Source organism: Halorubrum sp. Atlit-26R (genome assembly GCF_003666015.1).
Taxonomy (GTDB): domain Archaea; phylum Halobacteriota; class Halobacteria; order Halobacteriales; family Haloferacaceae; genus Halorubrum.
Genome location: NZ_QPLT01000001.1, coordinates 367436 through 385779, shown reverse-complemented (window position 1 = coordinate 385779; position 18344 = coordinate 367436). Strand labels below are relative to the sequence as shown.

General features: G+C 70.1%; 17 protein-coding genes. 9 read left to right on the top strand and 8 right to left on the bottom strand.

Annotated features, from left to right (window positions below; genetic code table 11):
* The first annotated feature begins 126 nt into the window (after positions 1–126).
* Positions 127–1878 (top strand): globin-coupled sensor protein, encoded by a 1752-nt coding sequence (locus tag DVK07_RS01790; protein WP_233565361.1) that lies wholly within the window; start codon positions 127–129, stop codon positions 1876–1878.
* Positions 1879–1927: 49 nt separating this feature from the next.
* Here DVK07_RS01790 and DVK07_RS23200 read toward each other — a convergent pair whose 3' ends face one another.
* Positions 1928–2098, bottom strand: a complete 171-nt coding sequence (locus DVK07_RS23200) for a hypothetical protein (protein ID WP_017342297.1) — start codon at positions 2096–2098, stop codon at positions 1928–1930.
* 184 nt (positions 2099–2282) lie between these two features.
* Positions 2283–2588, bottom strand: a complete 306-nt coding sequence (locus DVK07_RS01785) for a MazG-like family protein (protein ID WP_017342296.1) — start codon at positions 2586–2588, stop codon at positions 2283–2285.
* A 113-nt stretch (positions 2589–2701) separates the two neighbouring features.
* Here DVK07_RS01785 and npdG point away from each other — a divergent pair, with 113 nt between their 5' ends.
* Together npdG and DVK07_RS01775 are read left to right on the top strand one after the other, a co-directional pair.
* A complete protein-coding gene (gene npdG, locus DVK07_RS01780) occupies positions 2702–3370 on the top strand; it encodes an NADPH-dependent F420 reductase (protein WP_121595441.1) in 669 nt (222 codons plus the stop codon).
* Between the two features lie 633 nt (positions 3371–4003).
* Positions 4004–4846 carry a polyprenyl synthetase family protein gene (locus DVK07_RS01775; RefSeq protein WP_121595440.1) on the top strand — a complete coding sequence of 281 codons (843 nt, stop codon included), beginning with the start codon at positions 4004–4006 and terminating at the stop codon, positions 4844–4846.
* A 27-nt stretch (positions 4847–4873) separates the two neighbouring features.
* On the opposite strand, the gene DVK07_RS01770 is transcribed toward DVK07_RS01775, so the two are convergent.
* Genes DVK07_RS01770 through DVK07_RS01750 form a run of 5 tightly spaced genes read right to left on the bottom strand, consistent with a single transcriptional unit; the run spans position 4874 to position 10911 of the window.
* The gene (locus DVK07_RS01770) at positions 4874–5953 is read right to left on the bottom strand and encodes an ABC transporter ATP-binding protein (protein ID WP_121595439.1); all 1080 of its coding nucleotides are present in this window, start codon (positions 5951–5953) and stop codon (positions 4874–4876) included.
* Entirely contained in the window at positions 5950–7233 is a 1284-nt protein-coding gene (locus DVK07_RS01765; RefSeq protein ID WP_121595438.1) for an ABC transporter ATP-binding protein, read from the bottom strand. The genes DVK07_RS01770 and DVK07_RS01765 overlap by 4 nt, the downstream gene beginning before the upstream one ends.
* Complete coding sequence (locus DVK07_RS01760; RefSeq protein ID WP_121595437.1) at positions 7230–8249, bottom strand: ABC transporter permease; 1020 nt, start codon at positions 8247–8249, stop codon at positions 7230–7232. Before DVK07_RS01760 ends, DVK07_RS01765 begins: the two co-directional genes overlap by 4 nt.
* A gap of 1 nt (position 8250) precedes the next feature.
* Positions 8251–9243 (bottom strand): ABC transporter permease, encoded by a 993-nt coding sequence (locus DVK07_RS01755; protein WP_121595436.1) that lies wholly within the window; start codon positions 9241–9243, stop codon positions 8251–8253.
* Between the two features lie 30 nt (positions 9244–9273).
* Positions 9274–10911: an ABC transporter substrate-binding protein gene (locus DVK07_RS01750; RefSeq protein ID WP_121595435.1), complete on the bottom strand. Its 1638-nt coding sequence runs from the start codon at positions 10909–10911 to the stop codon at positions 9274–9276.
* Between the two features lie 168 nt (positions 10912–11079).
* Here DVK07_RS01750 and DVK07_RS01745 point away from each other — a divergent pair, with 168 nt between their 5' ends.
* The 6 genes from DVK07_RS01745 (at position 11080) to DVK07_RS01715 (ending at position 17457) form a co-directional block, all read left to right on the top strand.
* Positions 11080–11535, top strand: a complete 456-nt coding sequence (locus DVK07_RS01745) for a hypothetical protein (RefSeq protein WP_121595434.1) — start codon at positions 11080–11082, stop codon at positions 11533–11535.
* A 73-nt stretch (positions 11536–11608) separates the two neighbouring features.
* Complete coding sequence (locus DVK07_RS01740) at positions 11609–12322, top strand: phosphoribosyltransferase family protein (RefSeq protein WP_121595433.1); 714 nt, start codon at positions 11609–11611, stop codon at positions 12320–12322.
* Between the two features lie 126 nt (positions 12323–12448).
* Entirely contained in the window at positions 12449–13828 is a 1380-nt protein-coding gene (locus DVK07_RS01735; RefSeq protein ID WP_121595432.1) for an NCS2 family permease, read from the top strand.
* A gap of 492 nt (positions 13829–14320) precedes the next feature.
* Positions 14321–15808, top strand: coding sequence for a glycerate kinase (locus DVK07_RS01725; RefSeq protein ID WP_121595430.1), 1488 nt, complete (start codon positions 14321–14323; stop codon positions 15806–15808).
* Positions 15809–15828: 20 nt separating this feature from the next.
* Positions 15829–16887, top strand: a complete 1059-nt coding sequence (locus DVK07_RS01720) for an ornithine cyclodeaminase family protein (RefSeq protein WP_121595429.1) — start codon at positions 15829–15831, stop codon at positions 16885–16887.
* Between the two features lie 69 nt (positions 16888–16956).
* Entirely contained in the window at positions 16957–17457 is a 501-nt protein-coding gene (locus DVK07_RS01715; RefSeq protein ID WP_121595428.1) for a dihydrofolate reductase, read from the top strand.
* Positions 17458–17514: 57 nt separating this feature from the next.
* Here the strand turns inward: DVK07_RS01715 and DVK07_RS01710 are convergent, their stop codons facing one another.
* Positions 17515–18288, bottom strand: a complete 774-nt coding sequence (locus DVK07_RS01710) for a 23S rRNA (uridine(2552)-2'-O)-methyltransferase (protein ID WP_121595427.1) — start codon at positions 18286–18288, stop codon at positions 17515–17517.
* Between the last annotated feature and the right edge of the window lie 56 nt (positions 18289–18344).

Sequence of the window (18344 nt, the reverse complement as noted above, 5' to 3'; positions counted from 1 at the left end):
GTCGGCGGCCGATCCCGAAAAAACGGAGAGCCGGCGGTGGCCGATCCGGGCCGGCTGCGCGCTGTCAGTATCACGTGTGAGATGCGGGCGTTGATCCTTATATGACCCAGACGGAGAGCCTCCAGCATGCCAACATCGGGAGAGTACGGCCGCGGTGATTTCGGGCGGGGAGGCTTGAACGACCGACTCGACGTTTCCGAGCTGGTCGGCGAAATCGGGCTCGACGCCGACGAGATCGCGTGGCGGAAGGAGTTCGTCGGCTTCGACGAGGAGGACGAGCGGCGGCTGAGTCGGTACGAGGACGCGTTCGCGGAGAACGCGGACCAGATCGCGGACGACTTCTACGAGAACCTCACCGGCCACCAGCAGACGGTCGACGTGATCGGCCGGTCGGAGAAGGGGCTCGAACAGCTCAAGCGCACGCAGTCGGCGTACCTGGTGACCCTCGCGGAGGGCGACTACGGAGAGGAGTACTTCGAGGACCGGGCGCGGATCGGCAAGATCCACGACATGCTGGAGATGCCGATGAAACACTACCTCGGGCAGTACGGCGTGTACTACGACCTCATCCTCCCGCTCATCGGCGACCGCCTCACCGACTCGCTTACGGACCGGCTGGCTCCCGACGGCGTCGACGAGGAACTCGACGACGCGACCGCGGCGGCGGTCGAGGAGGAGGTCGACGACGCGATCGAAGACCTGCTCTCCGTCCTCCGGATCGTCAACCTCGACATGCAGGTCGTCACGGACACGTACATCCACTCGTACAGCGAGAAGCTCACGGAGGCGGTCGAGGAGAACGAGCGGCTGATGGCGGAGGTGGAAGACGAGGTCAGAGGACCGATCGGCGACCTCCGAGAGTCCGCGGGCGACGTCGCCGACCGCGCCGGCGAGGTCGGCGACGCGGCCGAGGACCAGTCGGACCGAGTCGCCGAAATCTCCTCCGAGGTGGCGAACCTCTCGGCGACGGTCGAGGAGGTGGCGTCGACCGCCGACGAGGTCGAACGCACGAGCAACCGGGCGGAGACGCTGGCTGAGGACGGCCGGGACGCGGCCGACGACGCCGCGGCCGCCATGGACGACATCGGCGACGCCGTCGGCGAGGTGGCGGAGGACGTCGAGGCGCTCCAAGAGCGCGTCGAGGAGATAGACGAGTTCGTCGACGCGATCAACGGGATCGCCGACCAGACGAACCTGCTCGCCCTGAACGCCTCGATCGAGGCGGCGCGGGCCGGCGAGGCCGGCGCCGGGTTCGGCGTCGTCGCCGACGAGATCAAGTCGCTCGCGGAGGAGTCGCAGGACCACGCGAGCGACATCGAGTCGATGGTCGACGGGATCCGCACCGACACCGAGGAGACGGTCGAGAGCCTCTCGGAGACGACGGTGCGGGTCGACGAGGGGAGCGAGCGCGTCGCCGACGCGACGGAGAGCCTCACGGCCATCGCCGAGGCGGTGACGGAGACGGCGGACGGGATCGACGAGGTCTCGGACGTGACCGACGAGCAGGCCGCCGCCGCCGAGGAGATCGCCGCGACGATCGACGGGGTGGTCGAGCAGTCCAACCGGATCAGCGAAGAGATGCAGGAGTTAGCGGCCGAAAGCGAGCGCCAGTCGGCGGCGGTCGAGGAGGTGGAACGGACCGTGCGCCGGTTGGCCCTTGACGGCGGGACCGACGGCGGTGTCGGCAGGGCGTCTCTGACGGACGGCGGAACGCGGGTGAAGCGGGCGGACGCGGAGGCGCCTACGGAGGCGGAGAAAGGTCGGTCGCTGCCGGCCGGGATTCCCGAAGGAACGCCCCGGTTCGTGATCGACCGCCTCTCTGACGCGGAACTGCGTGCGATCGCCGACGGAGAGCTAGAGATGGACGATCTGCGGTGAGTCGACGGGGCTGACCGCTCGACCCGCAGTCGGGGGACGCGGACAGAGATCAGGGCGCGAAGTACGCGTCCGGTCCCCGAACCTCGGGGAGTTCGCGGAGCGCCCGGACGCCGCACCGGCCGCAGACGGTCGGCTCGTCGGGGTCGGCGGGCAGCGCGAACACCGTCTCGCAGGCGTCGCAGACGACGTAGCGGAGTGCGAGCGACGGAGTCTCGGCCATGGGTCGGGTAGGTGGCCGACGCACTTGAACCGACGCCTCGGGGCGTCGCCGCTACATCGAGCCGGCGTCGTCGGCCGGGTCGCTATTGCCCGGAACCGGCGTCGTCGGCCGAGTCGCTATTGCCCGGAACCGGCGTCGCCGGCCGGGTCGCTACTGCCCCGAGCCGGCGTCGCCGGCCGGGTCGCTACTGCCCGGAACCGGCGTCGCCGGTCGACTCGATCCGCGCCTCGTACTTCGCCAGCGACTCGGAGAGCGCCGCGTCGGCGTCGACGTCGGCCGCCTCGGCGAGGGCGAGCAGCGCGAACAGCGCGTCGCCGATCTCGTCGGTCGCGATCGCGGCGGCCTCCGGATTCCGGCCGTAGTCGGTCGAGGTCGCCACTTCCTTCGCGACCTCGCCGACCTCGCTCTCCAAGTCGAGGACGCGGTAGGCGAGGTCGGTCTCTAACCCGTGCTCGGCGACGAACGCGGCCACGCGGTCCTGCTCGTCCATGGGCGTCGCCTCCGCACGTTCCGTCAAAAGTGCCCCGCTCTACGGTCGCCTTCGACCGTGGCGAGGACGGCCGGTCACGCAACCCCTAAGACGCGAGCGACCCCACGGATCGTATGAAAATCGCCATCTTGGGCGGAACCGGCGACATCGGCGAGGGGCTCGCGCTGCGGCTGGCGGCGGACACACCCCACCGGGTCGCGGTCGGGTCGCGGGAGGCCGAGAAGGCCGAGAACAAGGCGGAGGAGTACACGACCGAGCTGGAGAGCCGCGGGCTCGACGCGACCGTCGCGGGCGGCGAGAACGCCGCGGTTGCCGCCGACGCCCGGATCGTCGTCCTCGCGGTCCCGCCGTACCACGTCGGCGACACCGTCGAGGCGGTGGCGGGGGCGCTTGACGACGGCGACGTGCTGGTCTCGCCGGCGACGGGGATGAAACGCGACGACGAGGGATTCCACTACCACAAGCCGGGCGCGGGATCGGTGACGGCGATCGTCGCGGACGCGGCGCCCGAGGGCGTCGACGTCGTCGGGGCGTTCCACAACCTCGCGGCCGCGCGGCTCGCGAACCTCGACGCCGACCTCGGGGTCGACACGCTCGTCATCGGCGACGACGGGGACGCGAAGCGGACGGTCGCGGACGTCGCCGAGGGGATCGAGGGGCTGCGCGCACTCGACGCCGGCGGGATCGCCAACGCACCCGAAATAGAGGGGTTGACCCCGCTTTTGATCAACGTCGCCTCGAACAACGAGAAGCTCCACGACCTCGGCGTGCGGTTCCAATAAACGGACAGGCGCGAAGCCGACCGACCCGCGCACTATTTATAAGTAATCGGGCGACCGGTCGGCGTCGTTTATCACTCGAACCGAGCGGCGGCGACGGTCGCCGATCCGGTTGTTGGTCGCTTATAAATAACTGACCGCGGATCCGCGGCGGACACCGCCAAATCTCCAGCTGCTCGCTTATAAATAACCGATAGTAGCTCGGGGGGACACCACCGAAGCCCCAGCCGCGAGGCCGTACGTATTCGCTTATAAATCGCAGAGCGACACGACCACCACCGGAGCCCCAGCCGCGAGGCGGGCGCACGCTCGCTGCGCTCCTCGTCACTCGCTTCGCTCGTTCCTGCGGTGCTTACTTCACCTGCGCCCGCCTCGCGGCTGCCCCTTCGAGTCCCGCCCCCGCACCGCACAGCCCCGCACCTCACGCCTCCCCAGCCTCGTCGCTGGCGCCCTCCGCTTCGCTCCGGGAGCCAGCGACTCCCTCGCGCGTGCTCCTCGCGGCCGCCGAGGGCGGCCGCTCGCAGGCACGCGCCACCGCAGTGAGCGGGGACGAGCGAACGCCGTCGCCGTCGTCCGAATCGGCGTTCGGCGGGCGTTCCGTTAGGCCTTTGCGCGGCCGGTCCCTCCGGACGGTAGATGGAGTACTTGCAGCGTCGGGTCGGGCTGGTCGAAGACCGGATCGAGTCGGTCATCGACGACGTCGAGCCCGACGAGCTGTCCGACGAGGTCGGCCACGTCGTCCTCGCGGGCGGCAAGCGCGTCCGGCCCGCGGTGACCGTCCTCGCCTGCGAGGCGTTCGACGGCGACCCCGAGGAGGCGGTCGACTTCGCGGCCGGCATCGAGTTCGTCCACAACGCCTCGCTCGTGATCGACGACATCATCGACCGCTCGGAGGTCCGCCGCGGCACCGCGGCCGCGTGGGCGGAGTTCGGCTACGGCCCCGCGATCATCGCCAGCGACGGCCTGCTCGGCGAGGCGTTCGCGCTGTTCTCCGCCGAGCCGCGCGCGATGCGCACCGTCGCCGAGGCGATGGTCGAACTCGGCGAAGGCGAGGCGACGGAGCTCGCGGCGCGACCGACGAACGAGGAGGAGTACATGGAGCTCGCGCGCCGGAAGACGGGCGCGCTGTTCCGCGCCGCCGCCGAGCTGGGCGCGGTCGCGGGCGGCGCGGAGCCGCACGCGATCGACTCGTTCGGCGAGTACGCCGAGCGCGTCGGCGTCGCCTTCCAGATGCGCGACGACGTGTTAGACGCCACCGCCGACGCCGACGACCTCGGCAAGCCGACCGGACAGGACGCCGAGATGGACCGCCCCTCAGTCCTCCAGGTCACCTCGCTGTCCCCCGAGGAGATCAACGAGCGCGCCCGGGCGGAGTCGGAGCGCGCGCTCGCCGCCCTCGACGCGGCCGACCCCCCGGAGACCGAGGCGATCGAGTACCTCCGCGACCTCGCGGAGTTCGTCGTCGTCCGCGAGCGGTAGGCGCGAAAAAGGAACCCCGCGGACCGGTCAGTCGTCCGCCGGCTCGCCGGCCTCCGCCGCGTCCGACTCGTCGCCGGCCGCCGGGTTCTCGCCGATCGGCTCGCTGTCCCAGTACGCGTGGTCGTCGTCCGTCCGGAAGCAGGTCGCCGTCCGGCCGTCGCCCACGTCGTACCCCGGCGGCGCCGACTCCCGGCAGGCCGCGCGCGCCTCGGGACAGCGCGTGTGGAACCGACAGCCCGCCGGCGGGTTCCGCGGCGAGGGCACGTCGCCGTGGAGCGTCTCGAACTCCTCGTCGCGCGCCTCCGTGCTCGCCCGCGGGACGCTCGATAACAGCGCCTTCGTGTACGGGTGCGCGGGGTCGTCGAAGATCTCCTCGACCGGGCCGATCTCGACGATCTCCCCGAGGTACATCACGGCGACGCGGTCGCAGACGTGGCGGACCACGCCGAGGTTGTGCGCGATGAAGAGGAACGTGAGCCCGAAGTCCTCCTGCAGGTCTTCGAGCAGGTTGAGGATCTGCGCCTGAACGCTCACGTCGAGCGCCGACACCGGCTCGTCGAGCACGACGAAGTCGGGGTCCAAGGCGAGCGCCCGGGCGATCCCGATCCGCTGGCGCTGGCCGCCGGAGAACTCGTGCGGGTACCGGTCCATCTGGTCGGCGGAGAGCCCGACGCGTTCGAGCAGGTCCCGGGCCGTCTCGCGGCGCCCCTGCTTGTCCTCGATGTCGTGGATCCGGAGCCCCTCCGTGACGATGTCCCCGGTCGTCATCCGCGGGTCGAGACTGGAGAACGGGTCCTGGAACACGATCTGTGCGCGCCGCCGGAACTCGTTCAGGTCGCGGTCGGTCATCGCCCGGACGTCGGTCCCGTCGAAGGTGATCTCGCCCTCGGTCGGCTCGCGCAGCCGCAGCACCGTCTCCCCGGTCGTCGACTTCCCGCAGCCGGACTCGCCGACGAGCCCCAGCGTCTCGCCCTCCCGCACGTCGAAGGAGACGCCGTCGACCGCCTTCACGCTCTCCGACTCCTGGCCGAGCAGCCGGTCGACGAACGAGGGGTCGTCCGCGTAGTACTTCTTCAACCCCTCGACGGAGAGCAGCGGGTCGCTCATTCGCCCTCACCCCCGTCGGTCGCGGCTGGGTTGCCGTCGTCGGCCCCTGCGTCGCCGCCGGGACCGGCACCGAAGTAGTCGTCCGGGAGCGCGTCGGCCGGGTCGTACTCGCGGTCGGCGAGGACGCACTTGGCGCCGTGGTCGGCGGCGGCGTCGACAGTCGCCTCGGGCGGCTTGTCGAGGCACGACTCCATCGCCTTCGGGCACCGGTCCGCGAAGTAACACCGGTCGTCCATCTCGGCGTCGACCAGGCTCGGGACGTTGCCCGTGATCGGTTCGAGCCGCGCCTGCGGGTCGTCCACGTCCGGGATAGAGCCGAGCAACCCCTGCGTGTACGGGTGGACCGTGTCCTCGAACACCGAGTCGAGCGTGCCCCGCTCGACGACCTCGCCGGCGTACATCACGCAGACGCGGTCGCACATCTCCGCGATCACGCCGAGGTCGTGGGTGATGAGCACGATGCTCATCCCGCGGTCGGCCTGGATCTCCTTCAGCAGGTTCAGGATCTGCGCCTGGATCGTCACGTCGAGCGCGGTCGTCGGCTCGTCGGCGATCAGCACGTCCGGCTCGCCCGCGAGCGCCTGCGCGATCATCGCGCGCTGGAGCATCCCGCCGGAGAACTGTCCGGGGTACTCGTCGACGCGCTCCTCGGGGTCGGGGATCCCGACCTGCCCGAGCAGGTCGATCGCCCGGTCCATACTCTCCTCGCTCGTGTAGTCGCGGCCGGGGACGATCCCGTCGAGGAGGTACTTGCCGAGCCCGTACCCCTGCGTCCGCGAGCGCGTCGAGCGCGGGTTCGCCCGCGCCCGGCGCTGCACCTCGACCGCCTCGGCGATCTGCTCGCCGACCGTGATCGAGGGGTTGAAGCTGCTCATCGGGTCCTGGAAGATGACGCTGAACGAGGGGCCGCGCAGCGAGCGGCGGACGCGCGGCGGCACGGTCCGGAGGTCAACGTGGTCGCCGTCGACCCGCACCGACTCCGTGTCGCGGAACTCCTCGGCGAGGTCGGGGTCGCGGTACCACACCTCGCCCGCGGTGATCCGGCCGGGCGTCTCGACGAGGTCGACGAGCGACAGCGCGGTCACCGACTTGCCGGAGCCGGACTCGCCGACGACGCCGAGGATCTCGTCCTCGCGGAGGTCGAACGACACCGACTCCACCGCGTTGATCTGCCCCTCCTCGGTGAAGAAGCGGGTCGAGAGGTCCCGGACCGACAGCACGTCGTCCGGTCCGGGCGTTCCGGTCGGGGCCGCGTCGCCGCTTCCGAAGGCGTCGCTCATGCGGCACCCCCCTCGCCCTCGATGCCGGGGTCCAAGGCGTCACGCAGCCAGTCGCCGAGCAGGTTGATCCCGATCACCGACAGCATGATCGCGAGCCCGGGGATGGAGGCGATCCACCACTGGCCGGAGGAGACGTAGTCGCGCCCCTGCGCGATGTCGAAGCCCCACGACAGCGTGGTCCCGGAGAAGCCGAGGAACGACAGCGAGCTCTCCAAGAGGATGATCGCCGCCACCTGAACGGTCCCGAGGACGATGATCGGCGTGACCGCGTTCGGGAGGACGTGGCGGAGGATGATCGTGTTGTCGTCGGCGCCGAGCGCGCGCGACGCCTTCACGTACTCCTGCCCGCGCAGGGAGAGCGCCTCCCCGCGGGCGACCCGGGCGAACCACACCCAGTTGACGAGGCCGACGACGATCACCACCGTTATCGGCAGCACGAAGCTCTCGGGCATCTCCGGCGCGAGCCCGGCGGCGACGAACGGGTCGGGGATGTCCACCGCGGCCCGCCCCCACAGCCCGATCAGCGCGACCGCCAACACGAGCGAGGGGAACGCGAGGCTAATGTCCGCGATCCGCATTAAGGCGTCGTCGACGCGCCCGCGGTGGTACCCGGCGAGTAAGCCGACCGGCACGCCGATCGACGCCGCAAGCAGCGTGCCGAGCACGCCGACGGCGAGCGACGTCCGAGCGCCGTACACCACCCGCGAGAACATGTCGCGACCGAGCCCGTCGGTGCCGAACACGTGGTCGGGGTCCGCGGTGATCTCCACCTCCTCGGTGACCGTCTGGATCTCGCCGTCGACCATCTGCGAGGAGGTCCGCTCCGTCGTCTCCGAGAAGCCGATCGGCGGGAGCTCGCTCTGGTCGAGCTGTTGATCGGTCGGGTTGTGGGGCGCGATAAACGGGGCGAACACGGCGGTCAGCACGATTACCACCACCAGCGCCAGCCCGAGCTTCGCGAGCCCGCTCTGTCTGAACTCCTTCTTGAGATTGCGTATGACACGTGAAGAGACCATGTTAGTCGTTCACCACCTCCGGGTCGAGGTAGGCGTACACCACGTCGACGAGGATGTTGACGAAGACGAAGCTCGTCCCGATGACGATGAGGCTGCCCTGAAGCGTCGGCCAGTCCCGGTCGTTGATGCTGTCGATGACGAGCGAGCCGAGCCCCGGCCACGAGAACACCGCCTCCGTGATGACGGCGCCGCCGATCAGCGTCCCGAGCTGGAGGCCGAGGACGGTGATCACCGGGATCAGCGTGTTCCGGAGCGCGTGCTTGTACCGGATCAGGGTCTGCGGGAGCCCCTTGGCCCGCGCGGCCTGGACGTACCCCTTGCTGAGTTCGTCCAACATCCCCGACCGCGTCAGCCGGGTGATGAGCGCCATGAAGTACGTCCCGAGGGCGATCGCGGGCAGCGTGATGTACGCGAGCCACGTCAGCAGCGTCCCGAACACCGGCTCCGGCCCGACGAACGAGAGCGCGACGTCGCCGACGTTGACCCCGCGGCCGCTGGTGTTGAAGATGTTGAACTCCACGGCGAACACGAGGATGAGCATGATCCCGAGCCAGAAGTTCGGCGTGGAGATGCCGCCGAGCGAGAGCAGCGTCGCGCCGTAGTCGACCGGCTCGTTGCGACGGGTCGCGCTGATCACGCCCAGCGGAATCGCGAGGGCGATGGCGACGACGCTGGCGGCGACCGCCAGCTCGACCGTCGCGGGGAGGCGACCGAACACGAGCGTCGTGACGTCCTGTCCCTTGATGTACGAGAACCCCATGTCGCCGCGCAGGAGGTCGAAGATGTACTGGCCGTACTGGACGTACAGCGGCTGGTCGAGCCCCAGCTCGGCGGCGATCGCCTGCCGGGTCTCCTGGGAGGCGTCGAGCGGCGCGACCGCGTTGATCGGGCTGCCGGGCGTGACGAACCGGAGCGCGAACACGACGGTGACGACGCCCCAGACGACGCCGATCCCCTGGAGGCTTCTTTTGAGTACGAATCTTCCGAATGACATTAATAACGATGTGAGCGGGTGGAGACGGCGTTACTGCTGGGTCGCCGTGTCCGGGTCGATGAACTCGTCGGCGCGCGGCTCCCAGGAGATGGCGTTCGAGACGCCGTAGACGCTGAACTGCTGGTGCATGAACACCCACGGCGCGAGGTCGTGGGCGAGCTGGTTCGCCTCCTGGAGGATGTCGACGCGCTCGTCCGGGTCCTCGGTGGCCTCGGCGTCTTCGAGCAGCCCGTCGAGCTCGTCGTTCTCCAGCACGGTGAGCGCGCCGCTCGACGAGAGCAGCGGCGTCAGCGTCTGGCTACCGTCGAACTCCGCGTTCCCCCACCCGAGGAGGTTGAAATGCGGGCGGTCCTCGATGTCCGGCGCGGTGACGTCCTGAACCAGCGAGGAGAACTCGCGCTGCTCGACCTCACAGGAGACGTTCGACAGCGAGTCGATCTGGTTGGCCGCCGCCTGCGCGATCTCGACGTCGCGGAGGTAGCGCCCGATCGGCGTCTCCAGGGTGATCTCGACGCCCGCGTGCCCGGACTCCTCGACGAGGCGCTCGGCCTCGTCGGGGTCGTACGGGTACGGGTCGATGTCGGGGTTGTGGCCGACGTGGCCCTCGAGGGTCGGCTGCGCGGTGATGTTACCGAACCCGTTGAGCACGCTCTCGATGATGCTCTCGACGTCGACCGCGTGGTTCATCGCCTGCCGGAACTGCTGGCTGGAGAACGGCTCCACGTCGTAGCGCATCTGGAGGAAGATGATCCGCGCGCTCGCCACGGAGTTGATCCCGGCGACGTCGGAACCCTCGACGCGGGAGACCTCGTTCGGCGGGACGTTGGTCACGATGTCCGTCTCCTCGGCGAGCAGCTGGTTGACCCGCGTGCTCGACTCGCTGGAGGCGCTCATCCGGAGCTCGTCGACCTCGGGGGCGCCGTCCCAGTAATCCTCGAACGGCTCGTACAGCACCTCGTTGCCCGAGTCGTACTCGGAGAGTTGGAACGGCCCCGTCCCGTTGGCGTTCCGGTTGATGTAGTCGCCGCCGTTCTCCTCGACCCACGACTGCTGCATGACCGGGCCGTTCGTCGCGAACAGCTGGAAGGCGATCGGGTTGTATCCCTCGAAGGAGACCGTCACCTGCCCGTCACCGGTCGTGACCTCCGAGACCGAGCCGAGGTCGTTGGACTGCGGGCTGACGATCCCGACGTCCTCGAAGACGATCCGGCGGATGCTGTACCGGACGTCCTCCGGCGTGACATCGTCGCCGTTGTGGAAGGTGAGCCCGTCGCGTAGGGTGAAGCGGACGCTGCCGTCGTCGGTGCGCTCCCACTCGTCCGCGAGGCCGGCGATGATGCCGCCCTCCTTGTCGCGGTCGAGCAGGCCCTCGTACATCTGCCCGACGATGATCTCGGTGTTCGTCTCGGCGTGGTCCTGCGGGTCGAGCCCGGAGTCCATCTGGCCCATGGTGACGCCGACTTCGAAGGCGTTCTCCCCCCCGTCAGAGCCGTCCTCGCCGTCGGAACCGTCCGAACCGTCAGAGCCGTCCGACCCGTCGGAGCCGTCCGAACCGTCGCCGCCGTCGCCCCCGTTTCCGGAACAGCCCGCGAGACCGACCGCACCGGCCGTTCCCGCGTACTTGAGCACAGTCCGCCTGTCGACGTGATCGTCGTTGTCAGTAGGCATAGGCGATACCAAATCACAGAGCGTTATGAACCTACCGGCAGAGACCGCTCCTTTCGGGACGGCCGCTAGCGATCCGTTGACAGAACGCCCCGCCGAATCCCGGCCGGTCGGAGGCGGCGCGAGCGGAAACCGACGCCTATGTAGGGGCGCCGGCGGTAGGCGGGCGGTATGGACGCACCCGAGCCCGGACCGCGGTGGGACGCGGTCGAGGAGGACGCGGAGTCGACGGCGGCGGCGTACCGCGAGCGCGGCTGGACGGCGATCGCGGGGCACCCCGGGCAGGTGAACCCCGTCGCGGACGCCGCCCGAATCGACGTGCTGTTGCCCGGGTCGGAGTTCGACGCGGCGCTTTCGGCGGTCGACGAGGCCGCGATCGACGGCGTCGACGTGTACGCGGGCGCCGCCGACGGGGTCGCGTACCGGTTAGTGGTCGCGACCGACGAGGCGGCGCAGGTGGCGCTGTGCGTGCCGACGTACCTCGCGAGCGACGACCTCGCCGCGCTGCGCGCGGCCGCGGAGGCGGCGGGGACGCTCACCGTGCGGCTGCGCCCCCTCGACGACCGCGACCACGTCGAGATCGCGATCGACGAGCCGGCGGTCTTCTTCGACGCGCCAGAGGCCTGAAACCCACACACGTGGGTATCAGACGGTCGCGTAACTTCGACGTATTCATAGTTGTGCGATCGCGATCATTCCTATGAACCGCGCAGAGAAGGCGGCCCTCCAGCTACAGGCGGTCGCCGTGTTGCGGATGCTGAAGGAGACGCGAACGTACGAGGAGCTCTCCGAGGTGACCGGGCTGCCCGCGGGGGACCTGAACCGCTACGTGAACGGCCACGTGCTGCCCGGCACCGACCGCGCGAGCGAGGTCGTCGAGTCGGTCGGGCGCGAGGCGCTCGCCGACGAGTTGGTCGCGCGCGTCGATTTCGACGACGAGGGGTACGTGGACAACTCCGGGGTCGTCTTCGACCAGTCGTTCCTCGACCTCGTCGCGCCCGTCGCGGCGGAGACGTTCGAGTTCCAGTCGCCGGACGTGGTCCTGACGGCCGCGACCGACGGGATCACGCTGGGCGCGGCGATGGCCTCCTTCTTCGACGCGCGCTTGGCGTACGCGAAGAAGTCGAAGGAGACGGCGGTCGAGGAGTTCATCGAGTCGCGCCAGCGGCTCGCCTCCGGCATCGAGCTCACCTACTACCTCCCCGCGAGCGCGATCGACGCCGGCGACACCGTCCTCGTCGTCGACGACCTGATCCGCTCGGGCGAGACCCAGGAGCTCCTCCTCGACATCGCGCTCCAAGGCGACGCCGACGTCACCGGCGTGTTCGCGCTCATCGCGGTCGGCGACGAGGGGATGGACCGCGCGCGAGCGATCACCGACGCGCCGGTCGGGGCGCTGACGACGTTCGAGTAGCCACGTTCACGCATACTATTCGGATATAGACAGGAATTTACCCCACTTCGATCCACACTTATGTATAACTAAGCGCGGCGTTCAGCAAGGCTTATCATCCGATCCCGGGGAACACTCACCCGTTCAATGGGGCTTTCAGACACGCTGGCCGCGCGGTTCGACGTGGAGTCGCACGGGTCGGACGTTCGCACCGAACTGGTCGCCGGGCTCACGACGTTCCTCGCGATGTCGTACATCATCGTCGTGAACCCGTTCATCCTGGCCGACGCGATCCAGATCCCCGGGTACGAGTTCTTCGAGGTCGTCCAGATGATCGCCATCGCGACGGTCCTCTCGGCGGCGGTGGCGACCGCCGTGATGGCGCTGTACGCGAACCGGCCGTTCGGGCTCGCGCCGGGGCTCGGGCTCAACGCCTTCTTCGCGTACACCGTCGTCATCGGGCTCGGAATTCCGTGGCAGACGGCGCTCGCGGCGGTGTTCGTCGAGGGCGTCCTGTTCATGCTCCTGACCGCGGTCGGCGCGCGCGAGTACGTCATCCGGCTGTTCCCCGAGCCGGTGAAGCGCTCGGTCGGCGCCGGTATCGGGCTGTTCCTGCTGTTCATCGGGCTCCAGGAGCTCCAGATCGTCGTGCCGGACGACGCGACGCTGGTCACGCTCGGCGGGGTGTTCGGGAACCCGTGGGCGATCCTCGGGATCTTGGGGCTGGTGCTGACGTTCGTGCTGTGGGCGCGGGACGTCACCGGCGCCATCGTCATCGGCATCGCGACGACCTCGATCGCCGGGTGGGCGCTCACCCTCGGCGGCGTCTTCGCTCGCGGGACGGTCACCCCGGAGACGCTGCCGTCGGCCCAGTACGACATCACGCCGCTCGCGGGCGCGTTCGTCGACGGGCTGGCGAACATCGACCCGCTCACGTTCGTCTTGGTCGTGTTCACGTTCTTCTTCGTCGACTTCTTCGACACCGCGGGGACGCTCATCGGCGTCTCGCAGTTCGGCGACTTCCTCGACGAGGACGGCGACCTCCCCGACATGGACAAGCCGCTGATGGCCGACGCCGTCGGGACAACCTTCGGCGCGGTAGTCGGCACCTCCACGGTGACGACGTTCATCGAGTCGTCCGCGGGCGTCGAGGAGGGCGGCCGCACCGGGCTCACCGCCCTCGTCGTCGCCGTCCTCTTCCTCGCGTCGCTCGCCGTGATCCCCGTCGTCGCCGCGATCCCGGAGTACGCCTCCTTCATCGCGCTGATCGTCGTCGGCGTGATGATGCTTCAGGGCCTCGTCGAGGTCGACTGGCAGGACCCCGCGTGGGCCGTCTCCGCCGGGCTCACGGTCACGGTGATGCCGTTCGCCTACTCCATCGCCGACGGTCTCGCGGCGGGCATCATCGCCTACCCGATCATCAAGCTCGCGGTCGGCGAGGGCAACGACGTCGCGCTCGGCCAGTACGCCATCGCCGCGCTGCTCGCCGCCTACTACGTACTCCAGACGCGCGGCGTCATCCTCTGAGGCGGTCGACGCGCCGCGGTGAGTTTTTCAGCACACTGTTTTTCAGCTTATAAATGTCCACGAGAGAGTGCGGTTGATCTTATAAAAGCGGACGCGGTGGCGCGTGCCGACGAGCGCCCCTTGGGCGCGAGTCGCACGCGCGAGGGAGTCGGCCGGTCGGAGCGAAGCGGAGACCGGCCGACGAGGCTGGGGAGGCGTGAGGTGCGGTGCTGTGCGGGGTGGGGCGGGACTCAAAGGGGCAGTCGCGAAGGCGGCGCAGACGACGTAAGCACCACAGGGAGCGAACGGAGTGAGCGACCGAGGAGCGCAACGAGTGTGCGCCGCCTTCGCGACTGGGGCTTTGGAGGTGTTCGCCGTCGGTCCGCTCTCAGCTATTTATAAACGAGCGACTGGGGCTTTGGAGGTGATCGCCGTCGGTCCGGATTCGACTATTTATAGCGGCAGAACGCTCTTGAGCCAGCGGGACGCATCCAGACCGAGGCGACAGTAACGATGACCGACCAGTCCGACGACTCGACCGTGACAGTCGCCGACCGCGAGCGACACGCGAGCGACCCGGTCCGCGAGCTCGCGCTCGACTGCGTCGTCGCCGGGATCGAGGCGGCGCACCCGGAGCGAGTCGTCGCGGACGCGCTCTCGCTGAACGACGGGGAGCTCTCAGTCACGAGCGTCGACGACGAAACCGCGACCTACGGTCTCGACGCGTACGATCGCGTCCTCGTCGTCGGCGCCGGCAACGCCGCGGGGCACTTCGCGGCCGCGGCCGAGGAACTTCTCGGCGACCGGATCGACGGCGGCGCGGTCGTCACGGACGACCCCGTCGAGACCGATCGAGTCGCGGTCCTGCCCGGCGACCACCCGACGCCGAGCGAGGCGGGCGTCGAGAGCGCCAGAGAGGTCCGCGAGGTCGCGATCGACGCGGGCAAGGGCGACCTCGTGATCGGGCTGCTTACCGGCGGCGGGAGCGCGCTGTTGGCCGCGCCCGCCGAGGGGATCGATCTCGCCGACCTCCGCGAGACGACCGAGGCCCTGCTGGCGAGCGGCGCGACCATCGCGGAGATTAACGCGGTCCGGAAACACTGCTCGGCGGTGAAGGGCGGACGGCTCGCGCGGGCGGCCGCCCCCGCCGACGTCCTCGGCCTCGCGATAAGCGACGTCACCGGCGACGACCCGGCCGTGATCGCGAGCGGCCCCCTCTCGCCCGATCCGACGACCTACGCGGACGCACTCGGCGTCCTCGACCGGTACGGGATCGACGCGCCGGCGGCCGTGACCGACCGGCTCGAACGCGGCGCCGCGGGCGACCTCGCGGAGACCCCGAACCCGAGCGACCCTCCGTCCGACGGTGGCGGCGTCGACGTCCGCGTCGTCGCGAGCGCGCGCACCGCCCTCGACGCCGCGCGGGAGGTCGCCGCGGCGCGCGGGTACGAGCCGCTGGTGCTCTCCTCGCGGGTGCGCGGCGAGGCGCGCGAGGCGGCGAAGACCCACGCGGCGGTCGCCGAGGAGTGCCGGGCGGCCGGCGAGCCCGTAGAGCCGCCCGCGGTCCTCCTCTCGGCCGGCGAGGTGACGGTGACGCTCGGCGAGGATCCCGGCGAGGGCGGCCCGAATCAGGAGTTCGCGCTGTCGGCCGCGGTCGAGTTCGACGCGGCGGGCCCGGACGGCGCGAGAGAGGCGGGCCACGCCGCGGTCGCCGTCGCGAGCGTCGACACCGACGGGATCGACGGCGCCACCGACGCCGCGGGCGCGCTGGTCGACGACCGCCTCGTCGGGGACGGCCCCGACGGCGGCGCCGACGATGGCGGCAGCGACGGGTCGCTGGACCGCGAGACGGCCGCGGACGCGCTCGACGCGCACGACGCGTACCCGCTCCTCGACGGGGCGGGCACGCTGCTCCGGACCGGACCGACGGGGACGAACGTCAACGACCTGCGCGCGGTCGTGGTTCCGGGGTCCGGACCGCGTTCGGAAGACACTAAGTAGCGGCTGGCAAATTCTGCGGCATGCAGACGCTGCTCCTCAACGCGGACGACGTCGACGAGAACGCCGAGATGGACCGCGTGATCGACGCGGTCCGCGGCGCGTTCACGGCCTACGAGCGCGGCGACGCCAAGATGCCGGCGAAGTCGTACATCGACCTCCCCGAGTACAACGGCGACTTCCGCTCGATGCCCGCCTACCTCGACGTGCGCGAGGAGGACGTCGCCGAGGAGACGGCGACCGGCGACGGGTGGGACGCCGCCGGGATCAAGTGGGTCAACGTCCACACCGACAACCCCGCCGACCACGGCCTCCCGACGGTGATGGGAACGATGATCTACTCCGACCCCGAGACGGCGTTCCCGCTGGCGATCCTCGACGGGACGACGCTGACGATGAAGCGGACCGGCGCGGCCGCCGCGGTCGCGACCGACCACCTCGCGGTCCCCGACGCGAGCAGTCTTGGGATCGTCGGCGCCGGCGTCCAGTCGTACACGCAGCTGGAGGCGATCTCGACGGTACGAGACATCGAGGAGGTCGTGATCAGCGACCTCGACGAGGAGCGCGTCGCCGACTTCGTCGACGCCTTCGAGGACCGGTTCGACGTGCGCGCGGGCTCGATCTCGGAGGCGGGCCACTGCGACGTGCTCTCGACGGTGACCCCCGTCGAGGACCCGATCGTCGGCCCCGACGACGTGGGCGATCACACCCACATCAACGCGATGGGCGCGGACGCCGAGGGCAAACACGAGCTCGCGGACGACCTCCTCTCGGACGCCACCGTCGTCATCGACGACCACGAGCAGTGCACCCACTCCGGCGAGATCAACGTCCCGTACGCCGCGGGGACGCTCACCGACGACGACATCTACGGCGAGATCGGCGAGATCGTCGTCGGCCGCCGCGCGGGCCGTCCCGGCACGCCGGGTACGCCCGCGGACGCCGACGGCGTGACGGGCGTCAGCGTCTTCGACTCGACCGGCCTCGCGATTCAGGACGTGGCGGCCGCGCGCGTCGTCTACGAGCGCGCCGACGAGCTGGACAACGGCTACCCGTTCGACCTGCTCGGCCTCGACGGCTGAGATCGACCGACCCGCTCGGTCCCGGCGAGTCGACGCGCCGCTTTTGCCCCTCCGTCCCGTATACGGCCCGTGAAACTCGTCAGCGTCGCCGCGCTCGCGGAGAACCGGGTGATCGGGAAGGACGGGGAGGTCCCGTGGCCCCACATCGAGGCGGACGTCAGGCAGTACCGCCGGCGGGTCGCGGGGTCGCCAGTGATCTTAGGCCGGCGCACGTTCGACTCGATGCGCGACGACCTCCCCGGGAGCCGCCAGATCGTCGTGAGCCGGAGCGTCGACGCGGTCGACGTCCCGACCGCGACCGTCGCGAACGGCGCCGACGAGGCGATCGAACTGGCCCGCGAGGCCGCCGCCGAGGTCGGGGTCGACACGACCTACGTGCTCGGGGGCGGTGGGATATACGACCTCTTCCAGCCGCGCCTCGACGGGATGGCCCTCAGTCACGTCGACGGCGCCTACGAGGGTGACACGTACTACCCGGAGTGGGACGAAGCCGACTGGGAGGTCGACGAGGAGAGCGAGTACGACGGGTTCACGCTGCGCGAGTGGGTCAAACGCGGCGGGGCGAGCTGACCGCGCGCGACAGTGGAGCGTGACGCGGCGACGTGACGCCTCGCCCCGCGGGGCCCGTCAGTCCCCGTCGACGCACTCGGCGAAGCCGAACCGCGGCTTGACGTCGGTGACCTCGACCGCGAGCGTCTCGCCGACGTCGCCGTCGACGAACAGCGTGTACCCCTCGACGTAGGCGATGCCGTCGCCCTCGTCGCCCTCCTCCTCGACCGTCACCTCGACCCGGTCGCCCTCGGCGACGGGCGAGGTCGTGTACCCCTTCGCGACGAGGTACACCTCCGAGGAGGAGTCCCGCGAGGCGGGCGGCGAGACGGTCCGGACGTACTGGAACGAGTCCGCCACGTCGTCGCGGAAGGCGTCGAGGTCCTCCCCTTGGAACACCTTCACGACGAAGTCGCCGCCGGGCGCGAGCAGCTCGTCGGCGGCGTCGAGCGCCTGCCGCGCGAGGTGGACCGACCGGGCGTGGTCGAGGTGGTACTCGCCGGTCATGTTGGGCGCCATGTCCGAGAGGACCGCGTCCGCGCCGCCCTCGCCGACCGCCTCGCGGAGGTAGTGGCGGGTGCGCTCCTCGGTCATGTCGCCGCGGAGCGTCTCGATATCGTGGTCGTCGAACTCGTCGATCCGCTGGAGGTCGACGCCGACGACGGTGCCGCCCTCGCCGACCGCCTCGGCGGCGACCTGGAGCCACCCGCCGGGCGCGGCGCCGAGGTCGACCACGGTGTCGCCGGCCTCGAACAGGGACGCCTCCTCGTCGAGCTGTTTCAGCTTGTAGGCGGAGCGGGCGCGGTACCCCTGCTGTTTGGACCGGTTGTAGTAGTCGTCTTTTCCACTCATTGGCCGCTCGTAGGCCGGCCGGCCGTTTATCGGCGTCGTTCGCCGGTTGTCTCGGA

What these genes read in the sequence shown, in the direction of transcription:
- DVK07_RS01770 (WP_121595439.1), bottom strand. Translation starts at nt 5,953, where the DNA reads ATGAGCGACCCGCTGCTCTCCGTCGAGGGGTTGAAGAAGTACTACGCG.
- DVK07_RS01785 (WP_017342296.1), bottom strand. Translation starts at nt 2,588, where the DNA reads ATGGACGAGCAGGACCGCGTGGCCGCGTTCGTCGCCGAGCACGGGTTA.
- DVK07_RS01760 (WP_121595437.1), bottom strand. Translation starts at nt 8,249, where the DNA reads ATGGTCTCTTCACGTGTCATACGCAATCTCAAGAAGGAGTTCAGACAG.
- DVK07_RS01745 (WP_121595434.1), top strand. Translation starts at nt 11,080, where the DNA reads ATGGACGCACCCGAGCCCGGACCGCGGTGGGACGCGGTCGAGGAGGAC.
- DVK07_RS01755 (WP_121595436.1), bottom strand. Translation starts at nt 9,243, where the DNA reads ATGTCATTCGGAAGATTCGTACTCAAAAGAAGCCTCCAGGGGATCGGC.
- DVK07_RS01765 (WP_121595438.1), bottom strand. Translation starts at nt 7,233, where the DNA reads ATGAGCGACGCCTTCGGAAGCGGCGACGCGGCCCCGACCGGAACGCCC.
- DVK07_RS01710 (WP_121595427.1), bottom strand. Translation starts at nt 18,288, where the DNA reads ATGAGTGGAAAAGACGACTACTACAACCGGTCCAAACAGCAGGGGTAC.
- DVK07_RS01750 (WP_121595435.1), bottom strand. Translation starts at nt 10,911, where the DNA reads ATGCCTACTGACAACGACGATCACGTCGACAGGCGGACTGTGCTCAAG.
- DVK07_RS01725 (WP_121595430.1), top strand. Translation starts at nt 14,321, where the DNA reads ATGACCGACCAGTCCGACGACTCGACCGTGACAGTCGCCGACCGCGAG.
- DVK07_RS01740 (WP_121595433.1), top strand. Translation starts at nt 11,609, where the DNA reads ATGAACCGCGCAGAGAAGGCGGCCCTCCAGCTACAGGCGGTCGCCGTG.
- DVK07_RS01720 (WP_121595429.1), top strand. Translation starts at nt 15,829, where the DNA reads ATGCAGACGCTGCTCCTCAACGCGGACGACGTCGACGAGAACGCCGAG.
- DVK07_RS01735 (WP_121595432.1), top strand. Translation starts at nt 12,449, where the DNA reads ATGGGGCTTTCAGACACGCTGGCCGCGCGGTTCGACGTGGAGTCGCAC.
- npdG (WP_121595441.1), top strand. Translation starts at nt 2,702, where the DNA reads ATGAAAATCGCCATCTTGGGCGGAACCGGCGACATCGGCGAGGGGCTC.
- DVK07_RS23200 (WP_017342297.1), bottom strand. Translation starts at nt 2,098, where the DNA reads ATGGCCGAGACTCCGTCGCTCGCACTCCGCTACGTCGTCTGCGACGCC.
- DVK07_RS01790 (WP_233565361.1), top strand. Translation starts at nt 127, where the DNA reads ATGCCAACATCGGGAGAGTACGGCCGCGGTGATTTCGGGCGGGGAGGC.
- DVK07_RS01775 (WP_121595440.1), top strand. Translation starts at nt 4,004, where the DNA reads ATGGAGTACTTGCAGCGTCGGGTCGGGCTGGTCGAAGACCGGATCGAG.